This is a genomic window from Leeuwenhoekiella aequorea (assembly GCF_004104375.1).
Taxonomy (GTDB): Bacteria; Bacteroidota; Bacteroidia; order Flavobacteriales; family Flavobacteriaceae; genus Leeuwenhoekiella; species Leeuwenhoekiella aequorea.
This window is the reverse complement of record NZ_QOVM01000001.1, coordinates 384,767-403,016: the sequence shown is the minus strand read 5'-3', so window position 1 is coordinate 403,016 and position 18,250 is coordinate 384,767. Positions and strand designations below refer to the sequence as shown.

Annotated in this window: 21 protein-coding genes; 9 read left to right on the top strand and 12 right to left on the bottom strand. The window is 35.5% G+C overall.

Annotated features, from left to right (window positions below; genetic code table 11):
- Positions 1 to 13 precede the first annotated feature (13 nt).
- Positions 14 to 586 (top strand): MarC family protein, encoded by a 573-nt coding sequence (locus DSM00_RS01820; RefSeq protein ID WP_128756312.1) that lies wholly within the window; start codon positions 14 to 16, stop codon positions 584 to 586.
- Between the two features lie 10 nt (positions 587 to 596).
- Positions 597 to 800 (top strand): hypothetical protein, encoded by a 204-nt coding sequence (locus DSM00_RS01815; protein WP_128756311.1) that lies wholly within the window; start codon positions 597 to 599, stop codon positions 798 to 800.
- On the opposite strand, the gene DSM00_RS01810 is transcribed toward DSM00_RS01815, so the two are convergent.
- From DSM00_RS01810 to DSM00_RS01795, 4 genes are all read right to left on the bottom strand, one after another.
- A complete protein-coding gene (locus tag DSM00_RS01810) occupies positions 795 to 1,088 on the bottom strand; it encodes a hypothetical protein (RefSeq protein WP_128756310.1) in 294 nt (97 codons plus the stop codon). The two genes, DSM00_RS01815 and DSM00_RS01810, sit on opposite strands and share 6 nt — an antisense overlap.
- Positions 1,088 to 2,677 carry a S41 family peptidase gene (locus DSM00_RS01805; RefSeq protein ID WP_128756309.1) on the bottom strand — a complete coding sequence of 530 codons (1,590 nt, stop codon included), beginning with the start codon at positions 2,675 to 2,677 and terminating at the stop codon, positions 1,088 to 1,090. The genes DSM00_RS01810 and DSM00_RS01805 overlap by 1 nt, the downstream gene beginning before the upstream one ends.
- Positions 2,677 to 3,117: a deoxycytidylate deaminase gene (locus DSM00_RS01800; protein WP_128756308.1), complete on the bottom strand. Its 441-nt coding sequence runs from the start codon at positions 3,115 to 3,117 to the stop codon at positions 2,677 to 2,679. The genes DSM00_RS01805 and DSM00_RS01800 overlap by 1 nt, the downstream gene beginning before the upstream one ends.
- An 84-nt stretch (positions 3,118 to 3,201) precedes the next feature.
- Positions 3,202 to 3,786, bottom strand: coding sequence for a HupE/UreJ family protein (locus DSM00_RS01795; protein ID WP_128756307.1), 585 nt, complete (start codon positions 3,784 to 3,786; stop codon positions 3,202 to 3,204).
- A gap of 139 nt (positions 3,787 to 3,925) precedes the next feature.
- On the opposite strand from DSM00_RS01795, the gene DSM00_RS01790 reads away from it, so the two are divergent.
- Positions 3,926 to 4,375 (top strand): hypothetical protein, encoded by a 450-nt coding sequence (locus tag DSM00_RS01790; RefSeq protein ID WP_128756306.1) that lies wholly within the window; start codon positions 3,926 to 3,928, stop codon positions 4,373 to 4,375.
- On the top strand, positions 4,368 to 5,381 hold the full coding sequence (locus tag DSM00_RS01785) for a YihY/virulence factor BrkB family protein (protein ID WP_128756305.1): 1,014 nt from the start codon (positions 4,368 to 4,370) through the stop codon (positions 5,379 to 5,381). The genes DSM00_RS01790 and DSM00_RS01785 overlap by 8 nt, the downstream gene beginning before the upstream one ends.
- On the opposite strand, the gene DSM00_RS01780 is transcribed toward DSM00_RS01785, so the two are convergent.
- Positions 5,378 to 6,400, bottom strand: coding sequence for an endonuclease/exonuclease/phosphatase family protein (locus tag DSM00_RS01780; protein ID WP_128756304.1), 1,023 nt, complete (start codon positions 6,398 to 6,400; stop codon positions 5,378 to 5,380). The genes DSM00_RS01785 and DSM00_RS01780 overlap by 4 nt on opposite strands.
- 124 nt (positions 6,401 to 6,524) lie before the next feature.
- Here DSM00_RS01780 and DSM00_RS01775 point away from each other — a divergent pair, with 124 nt between their 5' ends.
- From DSM00_RS01775 to DSM00_RS01760, 4 genes are all read left to right on the top strand, one after another.
- Complete coding sequence (locus DSM00_RS01775; protein WP_128756303.1) at positions 6,525 to 9,365, top strand: carboxypeptidase-like regulatory domain-containing protein; 2,841 nt, start codon at positions 6,525 to 6,527, stop codon at positions 9,363 to 9,365.
- A 36-nt stretch (positions 9,366 to 9,401) separates the two neighbouring features.
- Positions 9,402 to 10,808: a DUF5689 domain-containing protein gene (locus DSM00_RS01770; protein WP_128756302.1), complete on the top strand. Its 1,407-nt coding sequence runs from the start codon at positions 9,402 to 9,404 to the stop codon at positions 10,806 to 10,808.
- A gap of 76 nt (positions 10,809 to 10,884) precedes the next feature.
- Positions 10,885 to 11,553, top strand: a complete 669-nt coding sequence (locus DSM00_RS01765) for a peptide deformylase (protein WP_128756301.1) — start codon at positions 10,885 to 10,887, stop codon at positions 11,551 to 11,553.
- Positions 11,554 to 11,568: 15 nt separating this feature from the next.
- Positions 11,569 to 11,865, top strand: a complete 297-nt coding sequence (locus DSM00_RS01760; RefSeq protein ID WP_128756300.1) for a DUF1456 family protein — start codon at positions 11,569 to 11,571, stop codon at positions 11,863 to 11,865.
- Here DSM00_RS01760 and DSM00_RS01755 read toward each other — a convergent pair.
- Positions 11,862 to 12,815, bottom strand: coding sequence for an endonuclease/exonuclease/phosphatase family protein (locus tag DSM00_RS01755; RefSeq protein ID WP_128756299.1), 954 nt, complete (start codon positions 12,813 to 12,815; stop codon positions 11,862 to 11,864). The two genes, DSM00_RS01760 and DSM00_RS01755, sit on opposite strands and share 4 nt — an antisense overlap.
- Before the next feature lie 77 nt (positions 12,816 to 12,892).
- Here DSM00_RS01755 and hflX point away from each other — a divergent pair, with 77 nt between their 5' ends.
- Positions 12,893 to 14,125 (top strand): GTPase HflX, encoded by a 1,233-nt coding sequence (gene hflX, locus DSM00_RS01750; protein WP_128756298.1) that lies wholly within the window; start codon positions 12,893 to 12,895, stop codon positions 14,123 to 14,125.
- A 79-nt stretch (positions 14,126 to 14,204) separates the two neighbouring features.
- Here hflX and DSM00_RS01745 read toward each other — a convergent pair whose 3' ends face one another.
- The 6 genes from DSM00_RS01745 to DSM00_RS01720 form a co-directional block, all read right to left on the bottom strand.
- Entirely contained in the window at positions 14,205 to 15,152 is a 948-nt protein-coding gene (locus tag DSM00_RS01745) for a DUF3078 domain-containing protein (RefSeq protein WP_128756719.1), read from the bottom strand.
- Positions 15,153 to 15,238: 86 nt separating this feature from the next.
- A complete protein-coding gene (locus DSM00_RS01740; protein ID WP_128756297.1) occupies positions 15,239 to 15,742 on the bottom strand; it encodes a DUF2480 family protein in 504 nt (167 codons plus the stop codon).
- Between the two features lie 15 nt (positions 15,743 to 15,757).
- Positions 15,758 to 16,087: a DUF59 domain-containing protein gene (locus DSM00_RS01735; RefSeq protein ID WP_028377354.1), complete on the bottom strand. Its 330-nt coding sequence runs from the start codon at positions 16,085 to 16,087 to the stop codon at positions 15,758 to 15,760.
- 6 nt (positions 16,088 to 16,093) lie between these two features.
- Positions 16,094 to 16,525, bottom strand: coding sequence for a SufE family protein (locus tag DSM00_RS01730; protein WP_128756296.1), 432 nt, complete (start codon positions 16,523 to 16,525; stop codon positions 16,094 to 16,096).
- A 5-nt stretch (positions 16,526 to 16,530) separates the two neighbouring features.
- Positions 16,531 to 16,932, bottom strand: a complete 402-nt coding sequence (locus DSM00_RS01725) for an META domain-containing protein (protein WP_164916278.1) — start codon at positions 16,930 to 16,932, stop codon at positions 16,531 to 16,533.
- Between the two features lie 62 nt (positions 16,933 to 16,994).
- Positions 16,995 to 18,233 (bottom strand): aminotransferase class V-fold PLP-dependent enzyme, encoded by a 1,239-nt coding sequence (locus DSM00_RS01720; protein WP_128756294.1) that lies wholly within the window; start codon positions 18,231 to 18,233, stop codon positions 16,995 to 16,997.
- Between the last annotated feature and the right edge of the window lie 17 nt (positions 18,234 to 18,250).

Sequence of the window (18,250 nt, the reverse complement as noted above, 5' to 3'; positions counted from 1 at the left end):
AAAAGTTTTTATTATGGGATTTGATTTTAAAGAGATTGCGACTGCCAGTATGATTCTATTTGCAATTATAGATATCATAGGAAGTATTCCTATAATTATAGGTCTGCGAGAAAAAGTAGGACACATACAAAGCGAGAAGGCTTCAATTGTGGCAGCTATATTAATGGTCGTGTTTTTGTTTATAGGTAAAGAGATATTAACCTTAATTGGCATTGATGTAAATTCATTTGCAGTTGCCGGTGCTTTTATTATTTTCTTTATAGCTCTAGAAATGATTCTCGGAATACAATTATATAAGGATGATGCTCCAGAAACTGCTAGTATTGTTCCTCTTGCATTTCCATTAGTAGCAGGTGCGGGAACAATGACCTCCTTGTTATCTCTTCGTGCTGAATATGCCGTACAAAATATTATTGTAGCTATAATTATAAACTGTTTGTTTGTTTATCTGGTTTTAAAATCTTCTGGAAAAATAGGAAGACTGCTAGGAAAACAAGGAATTAGTCTTATTCGAAAAATCTTTGGCGTAATTTTGCTTGCAATGGCTGTAAAGCTATTCACAACAAATATTCAAGGACTTTTTTAAACCTTTTTTTATGAAAATTGCGCTCTATATTATCCTAGGTCTTGCAGGCGCACTGCTTATTTTTAACTTTACTAAAATAGACTATTCAGCTCCATTAGAAGGCAATAGTGCAGTAGCCGTTATTTCTGTACTTGCTTGCTTATGTGCAATGCTATTGCTTATAATACTGCTTATCTCAAGAAAGATTGTAGAGAAGAAAAAACGTAGATTATAAAAGTTCTACAAGTGTGGGATTTATAAACTCATAAACAATTCCACCTACAAAGGTTACTATTGAAAGCACGAGAAATATTTTGTGTAGTTTTTGGTAGATGAGTGTTCGCTTTAATTGCGATCGCAGACTGCTGTCTTCTATCTTTTTTATCTGCTCCTTTACTTCAGATTCACTAAGATAAAACGGACTTACCGATATTCCATTGGAGATAAGAATACCTGCACTATTATCTAGCAATCTAAAAATTGCAGCAATGCAAAAAACAAATATTGAAGCTATTATAACCATTATTTCTCTCGACTCAATGCTTTAATTTTTTGAATAGCAGGATCTTCCTCGTTAATCAACTTTTCAAATATAGTATTTCCAAACAATTGTTGTGCAAATACAGCTTTAATATACCGCTTTAAATCTTCTTTATAATCTCTTACGCGTATTTTTAGATCCCGCTTGCCAGTATATTGTACAAATGCTAATATATCTGAATCTGTAATACTTACCTCTTCGGTAAATTGTTTGTAAGTAAGCTTATTATAGTAAGGTCTGTTTTTTTCCAGAAGTTCAAAAACAAATCGATTCATAAAACCGGTGCGTAGTGCATAGTTGATAGCCTCTTTCTCATAATTAGTATCCTTAGACACAAATATATCAGGTATGATACCTCCGCCTCCATAAACGATTTTACCTTTAGGAGTTACATATCGCAAGCTATCTGCAACACTGATGCTATCGATACTTTGCATTTCGCCATTTTTATAGCGAGATAGATAATCTTCATAATACGCTTGATTACCTTCACCATAAGGTCTTTGTATACTTCTACCGGTGGGCGTGTAATATCTAGCTATGGTAAGTCGCACTGCACTGCCATCTCCCAACTCCATTTCTCGTTGCACAAGTCCTTTCCCAAAAGAACGCCTCCCTACGATTTCCCCACGATCATTATCTTGAAGAGCTCCTGCAACAATCTCACTAGCAGAAGCCGAATTCTCATTGATTAAAACATAAACCTGTCCTGATTGAAAAATACCTTCGTCAGAAGCAAATGCCTTTTCAATTTTTCCGGTTTTATTCTTGGTAAACAATATAAGCTTATCATCTTCTAAAAACTGATCTGCTACTTGCTCTGCAGCAGAAATATATCCTCCGGGATTATCTCTCAAATCCAAAACTATCTGAGTGGCACCTTTCCTTTTTAGACTACTTAATGCACTCTTAAATTCTACAGGAGTACTTTCTGCAAATCTGTTGATTTTTACATAACCCAATGTATCAGTTAACATATAAGCAGCATCTACACTTTTTAAAGCAACAGTAGATCGTTTTACTTTAAAATCAAGAATATTCTTAACACCGGGGCGTTTTACTTTAAGATCAATTAGTGTATTTATCTTACCCTTCAGTTGGGATGTAATAGAATCATCAATAAGATTTACTCCGGTTAATGGTTTATTGTTTGCTGCTATAATTCGATCTCCACCTTTAATGCCGGCCTTTTCACTAGGACCTCCTGCGATAGGGTAACTTACTGTAATTGAATCATTATAATTATAGAAACTTACTCCTATACCTACAAAGTCACCTTTCATACTTTCATTAACGCGCTCTAATTCGCTGGGCGGTATATAAACCGAATGCGGATCGAGGTTTTCGAGAATACTATTTACGGTAACATCTACAATACTATCTGTGTTAATAGCATCTACATATTCATAATCGATATAGTCAATAAGACGATTTAGCTTCTCTTTTTTTGCGTTTCCACCTAATAAACTTGTAGTGTTACTGCTATAGTTAAGCTTACTACCTATAAAAATGCCTATTGCAATTGCAATTGCAAAAAATATAGGAAGATATTTTTTTTGATAGCCCCCCATTACTCTTCAATATTTTCGATACATATCACTTCTACACCTGCCCGACAAAGAAAATCGAGTCCGCTAGGGTCTTTATATCCCTTATGATACACCACACGCGTTATACCTGCCTGATGAATTAACTTACTACATTCTGTACAAGGAGACAGGGTGATATATAGAGTAGCACCTGCGCAAGCCTGCGTAGAAGATGCCACTTTTAGAATGGCGTTAGCCTCTGCGTGAAGAACATACCATTTTGTGTAGCCCTCCTCATCTTCGCAAACATTTTCAAAACCTGTAGGTGTCCCGTTATAACCGTCTGATATTATCATCTTATCTTTAACGATAAGAGCGCCTACTTGTTTTCTTTTACAGTAAGAAAGTTTTGCCCACTCACGCGCCATGCGTAAATAAGCGATATCATAAGTAAGTTGTTTATCTGAAGATATAGATGACATAGAAGGTTTACAAGGCGTAAATAAAACTTAGTGGTGTGCGAATATAAAAAAACTTAACGTGCTTATATTCTGAAAAGAAAGACATTACCAAGGATAATTTGTGATCAACATAGGAATAACCATACCTATTACAACAGCAGATATAAACATCATCCAGTCTCTACGTGAAAATCTAAATATCGTCTGGCAGATAAATCCTATAATGAGAACGATAATCACAATTATTATCTGAGCACTTTCAATCCCTAAAGCAAATTCAGCAAGCGGCAATAATTTACTTGATAAATGTGCAGTTAATGATTTAAAAAACGAAGAAAAGCCTAATCCGTGTATGAGTCCAAAAAATAAAGCAGTAATTAACAATACTCCTAACTTATCTTTCTTAGCCCCTTTACCAGCCGTAAATACATTATATAATGCGGTTATAAAAATTGTAACAGGAATTAAAAATTCTATAAAACCCCTATCTACCTTAACCACACCATATACCGCCAATAATAAAGAAACAGTGTGTCCTAATGTAAATAAAGTTACTAGCAGCAGAACTCTGCGCCAATCATTAAAAACATAAGGAACTGTGAGAACAATTAAGAATAAAACGTGGTCATAAGCTTTATAGTCAAGTACGTGTTCAAGACCTATCTTAAAATAAAACCAGAAATCTGACATAAGGGAGGGGATCATTACTATTTACCCAAAACTACAACTATTTCTGAAAGTTGTTCAGAAAAACGTTAAACTAAGCCTAAACAGAAATTACAAAAATTCTACCTTTTGTAATTTGACTTCATTAAAATGAACTTTAATTATGCAAAGATTAGGCTTACTATCTGCATTCGTTTTTTGCTCGATGCTTTTTATAACCTGTGGGGCTACACCGGGTTTAACCAATTTGAGCAATACGGTAGAAAAAGATCTTCCTATATATACCTATCTGGATTCAGACGGTAACACCTATGTTATTTCTGCAAATAAGTTAATTTACGATCCTGCATCTGAGGAAAACACCACAGATGGAATAAAAGATCAGGGATATCATTTAGAATTAAATATATCTTTAAATGAGTATTCAAAAATAGCTGCTACGTGTAAAAAGCAACTTAATATATCACAAGAAGACTTGCGTGCAGCAAATACAGACTTTGTCATCCCTACGCTCTCTGTGCAAAATTCAACCGAAAATGAAAGTGTAACACTAAGTAAAGAAGGTGTTCAAGACCTGAATTATCTTTTAAAACCATTCTTGAAAGATGAGTAATTCGAAAAATCCCATTGTAAAAAAAGGGCTGCAACTCTTTAACTTTCTTAAAAAAACTTATCAAGCTTGGGATAGTACAGATCCTTTTGCTCGAAGCGCAATCATAGCATATTACACCTTGTTTTCGTTGCCTTCTCTTTTAATGATAATCACTTCAATTGCGAGTTACTTTGTGGGCGCAGAAGCCGTACAAGGACGTATTCATACAGAAATTGAACGTTTTATCTCAAAAGATGTCGCTCTTGCTATTGAAGATATGATAGGCAACGTAACCTTAGAGAATGACAATTGGATAACTCTAATTATAAGTATTGCCGCATTAATTTATGGGGCAACCGGGGTATTTTTTCAAATGAAAATCACGATGAATCTTATATGGAATGTCACTGAAAAGAAGCAGAATTTCAAAAGAATGCTCATCAATAGAGCAATCGCTTTTGGGATGGTTTTAGTTTTAGGATTCATGTTGCTTGTAGCCTTTGTAGTAACCCTTGGTCTTAACTTACTCACCGAATATCTGGGACAATATGCTCCAGAAATAACAATTGTGTTTGCTGAAATTCTACGCCTATTAATTTCATTCATATTTATAACAGGGCTTTTTGCCGCTATGTTTAAAATTTTGCCAGATGTAATTATGAGTTACAGGACTACATTTCTAGGCGCAAGTATTACAGCAGTATTATTTTTGATAGGTGAAAGCTTACTTGGCTATTACTTTACAAGCAGTAATCCTGCTTCAGTTTATGGTGGTGCTGCATCTATTGTTTTAATTTTATTATGGGTTAATTATACGTGTCTTATTTTATTTTTTGGTGCACAGATAACAGTTCAATATGCCTTAATAAAACGGCACAAGATCATCCCTAATAAACACGCAAAACTTGCACATAGTGATGAGATGGCTGCGCTTAATGAAAAAAAAAAGAAGTTAGATCAAGACAGGAGGAACGCTCTTAGGCTTTTAAACAACCCGGAAGAAGCTCCCAAGAAGAAGAAATCTTAATCTTTATATATTTTGATTAGACTCACATATACCGGAAAGTGATCGCTGTAACCTCCGGTATAACTCCCGTTTGCAAAACTCCTAAATGGGTAGCCTTTGTATTGACCACTTGGAGTTTGCAAAAAACGTTTATTAAAAATCCCTGCCTTATAAAATCTAAAGGAAGAATACTCTTTTTCTAACCAGGAAGCACTCAGAATTACCTGATCAAAAAGATTCCAACCATCACGATAAGCAAGTGTTCCTAATCCTTTTTTAGCAAAAGCGTCCATTGGGTTATAGAGGGAGTTATTTTTTATATTTTTTAATCTCGAGGTTGTTTTAAGAACCTTTTTTACGCTGCTATTATTAGGATCATCATTGAGATCGCCCATTGTTATAATTTTTGCATAAGGTTCTTGAGACAAAATGGAGTCGATAATTTTTCTATTTAAAGAAGCCGCAGCTTCTCTTCTGGGTTGAGATCTTGCCTCACCACCACTTCGAGATGGCCAATGATTCACTAATATATGTATCTTCTCACCTACCAGCATCCCTGTTACAAGCAATTGATCACGGGTATAAATGCGCTTGTTGTTATTCTCAGGATCAAATAAAACTAATTCGTGAGCGCTACTACTTATAACTTGAAAATATTTCTTTTGATATAAAAGACCAGTGTCAATTCCTCTACGATCGGGTGAATCATAATGTATAATTCCATATTCCCACTTTTTTAAAACGGGTTCACTTATGAGATCTTCTAGAACTCTTCGATTTTCAATTTCCGAAACTCCCAGAATAACAGGTGGAACTCTAACCTTATCAGATCCAATTTGTACAATTACCTCGGCCATTTTCTGAAGCTTATCTTGATAAATAGCTACCGTCCATCGATCTTTTCCTTCAGGAGTACGATCATCATCAAATGTAATGGGATCATTTTCTGTATCAAATAGATTTTCTAGGTTATAAAAACCTACAGTAACCACCTGATAATCATTACTTTTTTGACAAAACAATAAGGTTGAATGTAGCATAAATATTAAAATGTGTGCACTTAATCGATTTTTTCGCATAACTCATCTATTATCAGGCGATTAAGTTACATTAAATTATATATTGAAAATATACGTACTCACAATAAATCTTATATTTCTCAATTTGCATAAAATTATATTACTCTGTTTATTAGTTATTTGCATTAAAAAAAGTTATTCTCAAGACTATAGAATTACTGGAAGTGTACGAGATGCTAATACTGCTAAATCAATTCCGAATGTCGAGATAAAACTTAGAGGTACTAATCTTCTTACAACAACAAATGCCGAAGGTGTATTTAATCTTAATGGAATGCTTCCTGAAGGAAAACAGCAATTAGTATTTAGTAAAATTGGGTATCAAATTTTAAATCTTTCTATAACTCTTGAAGGAAATAAACTACTCGATTTATTGTACATCCCTATGAGTGTCGATTTAAAAGAATTAAATAAAGAGCTAGATCGTATTAGCCTTACAGAAAGCGAATTGAACTCAGAAGATGACCAGCAAGATAATATTGTCTCTGGACTTCTTGGCGCCACGAATGATGTATTTAGCAATGCAGCTGCCTATGATTTTAGTGCCACATTTTTTCGTCCAAGAGGTTTAGATAGCAAATACAGTAAAGTCTTAATTAATGGAATAACGTTAAACAAAATAAATACGGGCAGACCGCAATGGGGAACCTGGGGCGGTCTTAATGATGTGATGCGCAACAGAGAGTTTAGTAAAGCTACTGAGCCCAGCGCTTACAGCTTTGGAGCCCCGGCCGGAGTTTTGCACTTTAATATGTTGGCCTCAAAATACAGACGAGGAGGAAGAATTTCTTATGCTTATGCTAACCGCACCTATACAGGAAGAGTAATGGCCAGCTATAGTAGCGGCTTAGGCTCATCTGGCTGGGCATATACCGTTTTAGCATCAAGAAGATTTGGTAACGAAGGCTCAATAGAAGGTACTTCTTATGATGCTAACTCTGTATTTTTAAGTATTGAAAAGAAACTGAGTGATAAGCATAGTTTAAATTTAGTTGCCTTTTATACACCTAATCGTAGAGGTCGCAGTACTGCACTAACTCAAGAGCTTATTGACTTAAAAGGATATACCTATAACCCCAACTGGGGTTTACAAAATGGAAATATCAGAAATTCCCGCTTGCGTGAAATACGAGAACCTATCTTTATTTTAAGTCATAATTTTAAAATATCTGATCAAACAACAGTCAACACTAATTTCGCTTATCAGTCAGGTTTAACAAAAAATTCTAGAATTGATTATACGGGCAGTACATTAATTACAAGCGATGATAATCAAGAAAGTTTCGTAGGCGGTGCCCGTAATCCGGCTCCTAATTATTATCAGAATCTACCAAGTTATTTTTTACGGTTTACTAATCCTACAGCTGCAAATTATCAAAATGCCTATTTAGCCCAGCAAGCTTTTGAGAATAACGGCCAGCTCAATTGGGATCAATTATATAAAGCAAATTCATCTGCTGAAAATAGCAGGTTAAATCCTATTTATGCTGTGCAAAATGATGTGAATAAGGATGATATTATACATGTATCCTCCCTCGTTGCAAGTTCTCTATCTGAAAATTATAAACTAACTGCAGGTATTTCCGGTTCTTTTTTAAAAAGTCAAAATTATGCAGAATTAGATGATCTATTAGGAGGTGATCAGTGGCTAGATATAGATAATTTTGCAGAAGACGATGCTTCAACCGGCGGTAACCTCGCTCAAACCGACTTACGAAATAGGAACAGACTTGTTAAAGCGGGAGAGCGATATAAATATAATTTTAAGATAACCTCGACAAAAGCATCTGTATTTTCTCAATTAGAAGCCACTTATAACCATCTTGATTTTTATGCCGCAATACAAGGCGGTTTTGCTAATTATCAACGAAATGGCCTGTATGAAAATGGCTACTATCCTGGCAACTTATCCTTTGGTAAAAGTGACAAGGTCACTTTTAATACGTACGGCCTAAAAGGAGGACTTACCTATAAATTTAATGGTAAACATTTTGCACTTGTAAATGGATCATTACAAAGATTAGAACTTCCTTCAAATACCGTATTTACGAATTCTAGACAAAATAATGCAATACTTGAAGATGCTTCAGCGGAACAAATTATAAGCTTAGATGCCAGCTATATTTATCGCAGCACGGTTTTAAAAGCAAAATTATCTGCTTATTATATTAACTTTTCAGAGGGTAGTGATCTTTCATTTTTTTATACTCAATCCTTACAAAGCAGCCTTATAGACAAGGGTAATGCACTCGTTCAAGAAGTCACAACAAATATCTCAAAAAGAAATATAGGATTAGAGTTTGGTCTGGAATATAAGCTACTCCCCACACTTACTTTAAAAACAGCTGCGGCAATTGCCGAAAATACGTTCAGAAATAATCCTAATATTTATTACACTACAACTTTGGCAAATGAGCAAATATCATTTGGAAATAATCAAGCCAATCTTAAGAATTACCACGTTTCCGGAGGGCCTGAGCAAGCTATACAACTGGGTTTTGATTATAGAGATCCAGATTTTTGGTGGCTAGGAGCTAGTATAAATAGGTTTTCAAATGCCTATGTAGATATTAGCCACCTTCGCAGATCTGGAGCATTTGCTACAGATTACGACGGACTTCCATTTAACGATTATGATCTAGAAAACGCCAAAACATTATTACAACAAGAAAAACTAGATTCCTACTATTTATTAAATATCGTAGGCGGAAAATCCTGGTTGATAAACGGCAAATCTATTGGTTTTTTTGCAACTATAAATAACGTCTTAAATACCCGATATAAAACTGGAGGTTTTGAAGATTCTCGTGTAGGTGATTATCGCAGCTTAAAAGAGGAGAGCGAGCGAGAGCAACCCTTATTCGGAAATCGCTATTTCTTAGGTTATGGCGCCACCATTTATGCCAACCTTTATTTACGTTTTTAACTATTAATGCTTTCGCGGAAGCGCAAAAATAACCTTATGAAACAACTTATTTATTTTTCGGGTTTAATCTTTATATTTTTAAGTTCTTGTGTAGAATCTGAGTTTGACATACCCGAAGAATCTTCTGTTGACCCAACAATTACAGGTACAGAAGTATCTATAGCTTCGGTTAAAAATGCTCTTAGACAAAGCACGGAAGACATTGTAAGTTTTACAAATACGGATAATTATTTTATTGGTTATGTAATTAGTAGTGATGCTGCCGGTAATTTTTTTAAGGAATTGATACTACAAGATAAACCTGAAAATCCCAGTAGTGGCATCAGCGTTCAAATTAACCAAAATGCAATTTATACTTACTTTGAACCTGGAAGAAAAGTGTATATTCACCTTGATGGATTGTCAGTCACTACAGAAAATGGTACGGTACAATTAGGAATCAGAGACGGCAATTCTATTTCAGAAATTCCAACTTCTCTTATTTCAAAGCACTTAAACCGTAGTTCAGAAATTGCTACACTCATACCCCTTCCTATTGCGATTTCCGATTTTTCTGATGATACAGAAAACTTATTTGTGAGTTTAGCTAATGCACAGTTTAACCGCAATGAAGTTTTAGCTACAGCTGCAAAAACCTTTGCTGGAGAATCCACAGATGAATTTGATGGAATTCGTATTTTAGAAACCTGCAATACCCCAGGAAGAACACTCGTTAGCACCAGTACTTTTGCTCGCTTTAAATCTGTACAACTGCCATCTGGAAGCGGAAATATTACCGGGATTTTAAGTCGGGATTTTTATGATGATTTTTATATTCTACGTCTTAATACACCAGAGGATATTACGTTTAATCCAGAAATAAGATGCGACCCTAATTTACTGAAATGTGGCATAAGCGCAACAGAGGGAACTAAAATTTTATTCGAAGAAGATTTTAGCGCACAAAAACGGAATAAACCTATAGAGGGGAAAGGGTGGACAAATTTTAATGAATACGGAAATCAAGTGTGGGAAGCTTATACCGCGACCGGGACTAATGCCTCACAAGGCGTTTCGGCACGTATAGATTCATATCAATCTGGTGATGCACTTACGCTATGCTGGCTTATCACACCTGCGATCGATTTAGAAACAAATTCAAATGTTAAGATACGATTTGAAACCAGTAGTAGTTTTGCAGATGGTAGTGATTTAGAAGTGCTTTTTAGTTCAGATTGGAATGGTGACGACGCTACAATCACAGCAGCAAACTGGCTTGTTCTAGATGATGCATTTATAATACGTGATCAGGATTTTTTTGGTGATTGGTACAGTTCTGGGATTGTAACTATATCTTGTGAAGCAAATCTTAAAGGTTATATCGCTTTTAAATATACAGGAAGTACCAAGGATGCCTTTGACGGCACATATCAGCTAGATAATATAATGATTACCGCAGATTAACTTCTTAGAAGGGTTTATAAGTTCTATAGTATGTGACCTATAAAGTCTTATTTTTATAGCTACTAACACTGCTTTTATGATACGCCTACTACTTACAACTATCCTAATTCTAAGTTGCCTTAGTTGCACCAGCACTAAAAAAGATCTACAGAATAACAAGAAAGGTTCTCAATTTACTCAGAGTGAACAATTATTGATTGGAGCAAATAATGGCGCAACACCTATGCGCGTGTTTAAAATTACAAATGCCAGTGATTCCTTGTTATTAAGAACGCCAAGCCAGCAGGTCATTGTAGATCCAAATGATCCCGAACTAAAAAATTTAATAGCCAGAATGTATGCTACAGTACGAGATAGTTTGTCTCTAGGTGCAGGAATAGCAGCGCCACAAGTAGGTATTTTAAAAAATATAGCCTGGGTTCAGCGTTTTGATAAGGAGGGTTTTCCTTTTGAGGTAATTATTAATCCTGTAATTAAACAATACTCTAAGAAAAAGCAAGATTGCCCCGAGGGTTGTCTGTCAATACCGGGAAGACGCGATACCCTATCTAGTCGAGCGTATGCAATTTTGGTAGAATACGACAAGCCAGATGCAACTCACAAAATAGAAATGGTAGAAGATTTTACAGCTGTAGTTTTTCAGCACGAGATAGATCATTTAAACGGCATTCTCTATTTGGACCATTTAAAACAGGAAATCAAAGATGCTCAAGGTCTAAAAACTCTAGATAATCTAAAGAATTAAACTATTTTTGCGGTCATGGCCTTATCAAATAACGACGTTTTTAAAAAATTAAGAGTAGCACTTAAACTACGTGATGATGATATCGTAAAGATATGTGCACTGGTAGATTTTGCGGTAACTAAAAGTGAATTGGGTGCTATATTTAGAAGTGAAGATCACCCTAAATATGTAGAGTGTGGAGATCAATTTCTCCGGAATTTTCTAAATGGCCTCGTTATCCATATGCGTGGACCTATGCCTCCAAAAAAAGCAAAAACTACTGATTCTTCTAAAAAATCTACGCCAAATAAACGTTCTCCGAAAAAGGACTAATAGCTGCTGTTTCCAGACTTAAAAATTACATAGACCGGAAAATGATCACTGGGACCACCCAGATAATGATCACCGGCATATGTGCGCAATGGATTCCCCTTATATTTCCCTTCTGCTTCTGCTAAATAAGCCGGATTAAAAATCGCAGATTTTTCGTATTCTAAAGGATTTTCATATGCTTTCATCCAGTTGGGTGATAAAATTATTTGATCAAATAAATACCAATCTCCACGGTGAGTTAATGAACCCGCATAACGTGTAAGTAAAAAAACCATTGGGTTATATAAATCTGTAGAAACTAGATTTTCTCGCACTGCAATACTCTGAGGGTCATCGTTAAAATCACCCATAATTAGAATACGCGCATCAGGATCTTTGCTCTGGATCTCCTTAATGATTTCGCGATTTCTATTTGCAGCCAGAATACGTTTTGGGTTTGATTCTTCGACACCTTCTCTTCTCGAGGGCCAATGATTTACTAATACATAAACCGGTATCCCATCAATTGTTCCATTTACATAAAGAATATCTCTTGTAAAATCCCGAGCTCCTTCAGTATTTTTCAATTGTAAAGAATAGCTTCTAGACTCTAATACGCTAAACCGTTCTTTGTTGAATAATAAGGCTGTATCTATGCCTCGCTCGTCTGGTGAGTTATGGTGTACATAGTCATAATTGAGATTTTTTAAAGCGGCAGTGCCGATAAGATCATTTAAAACTTTCTTATTTTCAACTTCAGCTACACCCATTAAGATGGGAGAGATGCCGGTTTCTTCTTTTCCTATTTCAGCAATTATAGTTGATAAATCGGCTAATTTTTTATCATAGCGTGTGTTGTTCCATTTCAAATCACCTGTTGATGTAAAATCATCATCAAAAATATTAGGATCGTTTTGTGTATCAAAAAGATTTTCGAGATTATAAAAACCAATGGCAAATTTATTAAGCATTATGTTATGATTTTGGTAGGCTCAATTTAAGAAAAGCTTAGCGTCTAAATCGTTATCTTTACAGCTTACTTAATTTTATGATTGAAGAGAATACTATAGAATACGAGAAAACCGTCTTAATCGGTGTTATCACCCAGTATCAGGACGAAGAAAAGTCTGCTGAATATCTTGATGAGCTCGAATTTTTATCATACACTGCCGGTGGTGAGGTGCTCAAGCGCTTTACTCAGAAAATGGAATCTCCTAACCCTAAAACATTTTTAGGAACAGGGAAGATGGAAGAAGTGCGGGCTTATGTAGAGCAGTATGAAGTAGGTACAGCAATTTTTGATGATGAACTAAGCCCGGCTCAGCAAAAAAACATTGAGAAAATATTAAAATGTAAGGTTGTAGATCGTACAAATCTTATACTCGATATTTTTGCACAACGAGCACAAACGAGCTATGCTCGCACACAAGTAGAGCTTGCCCAGTATGAATATTTATTGCCACGTCTTGCAGGTATGTGGACTCACCTTGAGCGTCAACGTGGTGGTATAGGTATGCGTGGTCCCGGTGAGACAGAGATTGAGACCGATAGACGTATTGTACGTGATCGTATTTCTTTACTGAAAAAGAAATTAGAAAAAATAGATCGTCAACAAGCGGTACAACGTGGTAATCGTGGGGCGCTGGTTCGTGTAGCCTTAGTAGGTTATACCAATGTAGGAAAATCAACATTGATGAATGTAATTAGCAAGAGTGAAGTATTTGCCGAAAATAAACTTTTCGCAACTCTTGATACGACTGTGCGCAAAGTTGTCATTCGCAATCTCCCCTTCCTGCTTAGTGATACGGTAGGATTTATAAGAAAGTTACCTACACAACTTGTTGAGTCGTTTAAAAGCACACTCGATGAGGTACGAGAAGCTGATTTACTTCTGCATATCGTAGATATTTCGCATCCACAATTTGAAGATCATATTGCATCTGTAAATCAAATTATGGATGAAATAGGCGGGTCTGAAAAGCCTATGCTTATGGTATTTAATAAAATTGATGCTTATACACATAAAACAATCGACGACGATGATCTGGTTACAGAGCGCACCGAAGAACATTTTACTTTAGAGGAGTGGGAACGCACCTGGATGTCTCGAGCAGATGGGGACGCCATATTCATTTCAGCTTTGAATAAAGATAATATGGAGGCTTTTAAGAAAAAGGTATATGAGCGTGTGCGAGAAATACACATTACACGTTTTCCTTATAATAGTTTTTTATATCCGGAATATGATCAATATACCGGAAATGACGATGAAGAAGAATAAATTTATAAGTGGAATTTATAAGTAACAAAAAATCCGATACTTGCATATCGGATTTTTGCATTTTATATCAACTTCTAATCTAAAATGAATACGTTAGACCTAGTATATAGTAAGATTGTAATTGGCTATCAATACTATTAAAAGTAGGTGTCGCTCCCGGCACTAACAATGCCTCATTTTCTGCTATAGCATTTTCGAGGTTTTCTTGCTTATTGCCTCTTAGACCAACTTCAAAACCAACACCTATATTATTGAATAATTTATAACTGAAAGAATTTATCCACGTGAAGTTTGAATAATCGCTACTCTTGTAGCTTTGAAAAGCAGAGAGGTTAGATTTGAATGCGATTTTGCCTATTTGGCGGGTATAATCTGCAACTATCTTAGCTCCTAATGACGACTCATAAATGCTTTCACCATTGCTAAAAACAAAATTGTAGTTAAAAGGGTGAACAACCACGGTAAGATTTGTAACAGGTGTCCACGTCATACCAAGACCTAAGTCTAAATAGCCAGGATCATTAAAATTATCAAGTATCGTTGTGCGGTACTCACCGAGTGTAGATACAGCTAGTTTCTCGCTCAATTTATAGCCATATAGCGAGGTGATATTAAACACATCTGTAGCATTACGGAAACTATCATCATCTTCAGGATCATCACGGTCATCAAACTTTACCCATCCTAAATTTAAATTTAATGCGTTACGCCAGAAATATTTTTCTTCTTTCTTATTGGCAAATGCGTTTACAGTTATAGCTGCGTTTGCAGATGACACATTAGGCGTACCTTGTGAATACCAGCTACTGAAACGACTAAAATTTGCACCTACTGTACCAAATGCACCAAATTTCCAACCAGGCATATTATCAATCTGCGCTTGCAAGGCACTAACCTCTTTTTGAAGTTTTGCGATTTCGGCTTTTTTAGGAGCCATTTCTACTTTTAGCTCTTCTTCTGTCTTTTCTTGTGCTTGCACCAACCCAAAGCTACTGACAGCCAGTAGCATAAAAATAATTTTTCTCATCATTTAAAATTGTTGTTTTACGCAGCAAAGATACAGCACGCATAAAACATGGGCCGTCTGCAATCTCAAAAGTTTGGAAAATGGCTTTATCGAGCTTTATAAAGCGGTACAGAAGAGCAAGCCTCACCAAACATGAGGTTCTTTACTACAGACTGTAATTTTTGGGTAAGAAGTAAGTAAGCATTTTGAGGAACGGGCTTGTTAGAACAGCCTTTTATAATTACATATTGCTCTTTATACTTTGAGCTGTCAATTTTATAAATCTCTTCAGTATATAAAACGGTTTCCAGATCTGATAATGATCCCACAACTACTCGCTTAGCGACAGGCTGTAAATAAGTAGAAACAAGCATAAATGCCCAGGCTGGTACAATCGCATCTGTGCTACAAAAAAGGGCTACATAACTATCTTGATAAACCGACCAATTGTGGTTTTTTAAGCTTTCGCGAAAATCTTTTTCACGTAAAATAAAACCTTCAGTCAGCCACTGGGAAATATCAATAACATCACGTTTACCCGGAAGATAAAGATCTTCCAGATTAAACGTAATAAGTTTACTGTTAGCAACTCTGTTTACTATTTCTTCCATTGAGAAATTGAAATTTTAAAGCAATCCTAATTCTAGCTTAGCCTCATCGCTCATAAGATCTTGAGTCCAAGGCGGATCAAAAGTAATTTCAACTTCGCAATCCTTAACCATATCAATAGTTTTTACCTTCTCCTCTACTTCAACCGGTAGCGTTTCAGCTACAGGACAGTTAGGTGTGGTTAATGTCATTAGGATTTTAGTTTCATAATCCTCATTAACAAAAACATCATAGATAAGTCCTAGTTCATAGATATCAACTGGAATCTCAGGATCGTATATTGTTTTTAAAACACGAACGACTTTCTCTCCAAGTTCTTTTGTGTCTATTTCTTTTGTATCGCTCATAGTTTTTTACTTAGAATTTGCCTTAGCTTGATAAGCTATAGCGTATAATTTAATTTGTTTAATCATACTCACCAATCCATTTGCACGAGTAGGTGAAAGATGCTCTTTTAAACCTATTTTATCTATAAAAGAGGTATCTGCATCTAATATTTCTTGTGGAGGTTGATTAGAAAATGAGCGTATTAAAATAGCTATAATACCTTTAGTAATTATGGCATCGCTATCTGCTGTAAATTCTATTTTATCATCATTAAGATCTGCATGCACCCACACTTTGCTTTGACAACCCTTTATAATATATTCTTCTGTTTTGTACTTTTCGTCTATTAATGGCAAAGATTTACCCAGTTCTATCATATACTCATAGCGCTGCATCCAGTCATCAAACATCTCAAATTCTTCAACAATTTCTTGCTGTATTTCTTGTATACTACTCATATATATTAATCGTCTTTTGCCGTCAATATCAATTTATTTTCAGCAGTGTAAAAGCTTAAAATGCCTTTTTTAATTCTATAATTTTCAGCCTTTAAAAGAGCTTGAAAAAAATTATATTCGATTGATGTTCCTTCCGGACACATCATTTTGGTCGCCATAGCAGGAGAAAACTTAATATTTTCTGCACTTACTACATACGTTGCACTGTACGAGTTGCAAACGCCTGTTCCATTTATTTGTCCCTTTTCAGGGTTGAAGTTTATCGAAATTTCTTTATCGGCCACAGAATCTTTCCCTATGGTATTTACTATAAATTTCCCTTTAGGACCCTCTATTTTTCTGTTTGAAGATTTACACGAACTAAAACCTATAATGATCAAAAGTAAAAAAGCTGCTGTTGTTTTCATATTTAAAATTTTTATGAAATTACTAGTAATCATTTATATAGGTACCAAATGTAAGGTTAAAATTAACTCAACATTTCTTTGGCTCTAATGACCGCAGCAACAAAAGTATCTATCTCTTCAAATGTGTTATAGAATGAAAATGAAGCTCTTACTGTACCGGAAATTTTGTAAAAATCCATTATAGGTTGCGCACAATGATGTCCCGTACGCACAGCAATTCCTAATTTATCAAGTATTGTTCCCATATCGTAGGGATGTATACCATTAATATTAAAAGAAACTACAGCAGTTTTATCTTTAGATTCCCCATAAATACGCAGGCCTTCTATTTCTTGAAGCTTTGAAGTAGCGTATTCTAATAATTGGTGTTCGTACTTCGCTATAGCATCAAATCCTATTTCATTCATGTAATCTAAGGCAACACCAAAAGCAATACCCCCACAAATATTAGGAGTTCCTGCCTCAAATTTATGTGGCAATCCCGCATAGGTAGTTTTCTCGAAAGTAACCTGATCTATCATCTCTCCGCCACCTTGATAGGGAGGCAATAATTTTAATAAATCTTCTTTACCGTATAACATACCCACACCTGTAGGTCCGCAAATTTTATGAGCCGAAACTACATAAAAATCTACATCCAGCTCCTGTACATCTGCTTTAATATGTGGAGCAGCTTGCGCCCCATCTACTAAGACCACCGCCCCTTTCTGATGTGCTTTTGTTATTATTTCAGCAATAGGGTTTATAGTTCCCAAGGCATTACTTACGTGATTTACAAAAACAACCTTAAGTCTATCAGATAGTAATGCGTCAAAAGCTTCCATATCTAAGGTACCTGTTTCTAGCATAGGAATAACCTTGAGCTTTGCTCCGGTTTTTTCGCACAGCATTTGCCAAGGAACAATATTAGAATGGTGTTCTAGAGCAGATACCAATACTTCATCACCTTCCTTTAGAATAGATGCATACCCCGAAGCTACCATATTTATTCCGTGAGTAGTGCCCGCTGTAAATAGTGTCTGATACGCATTAGGAATATTAAAATGCCTCTGAATTTTTATACGTGCCTGCTCATAAGCATCTGTAGCTTCTTGAGACAATGCGTGTACACCTCTGTGTATATTAGCATTATAATTTGAGTAATAATCAACAATAGCGTCAATCACCTGCTTAGGTGTTTGCGAGGTTGCCGCATTATCAAAATACACTAGTGGATACCCATTGACTTTCCTATCAAGAATAGGAAAGTCTTTGCGTATTTTTTCAATATTGAATGTAGTTTTTGCGGTAGCAGAAGCCATAAGCATTTCTTGTTTTC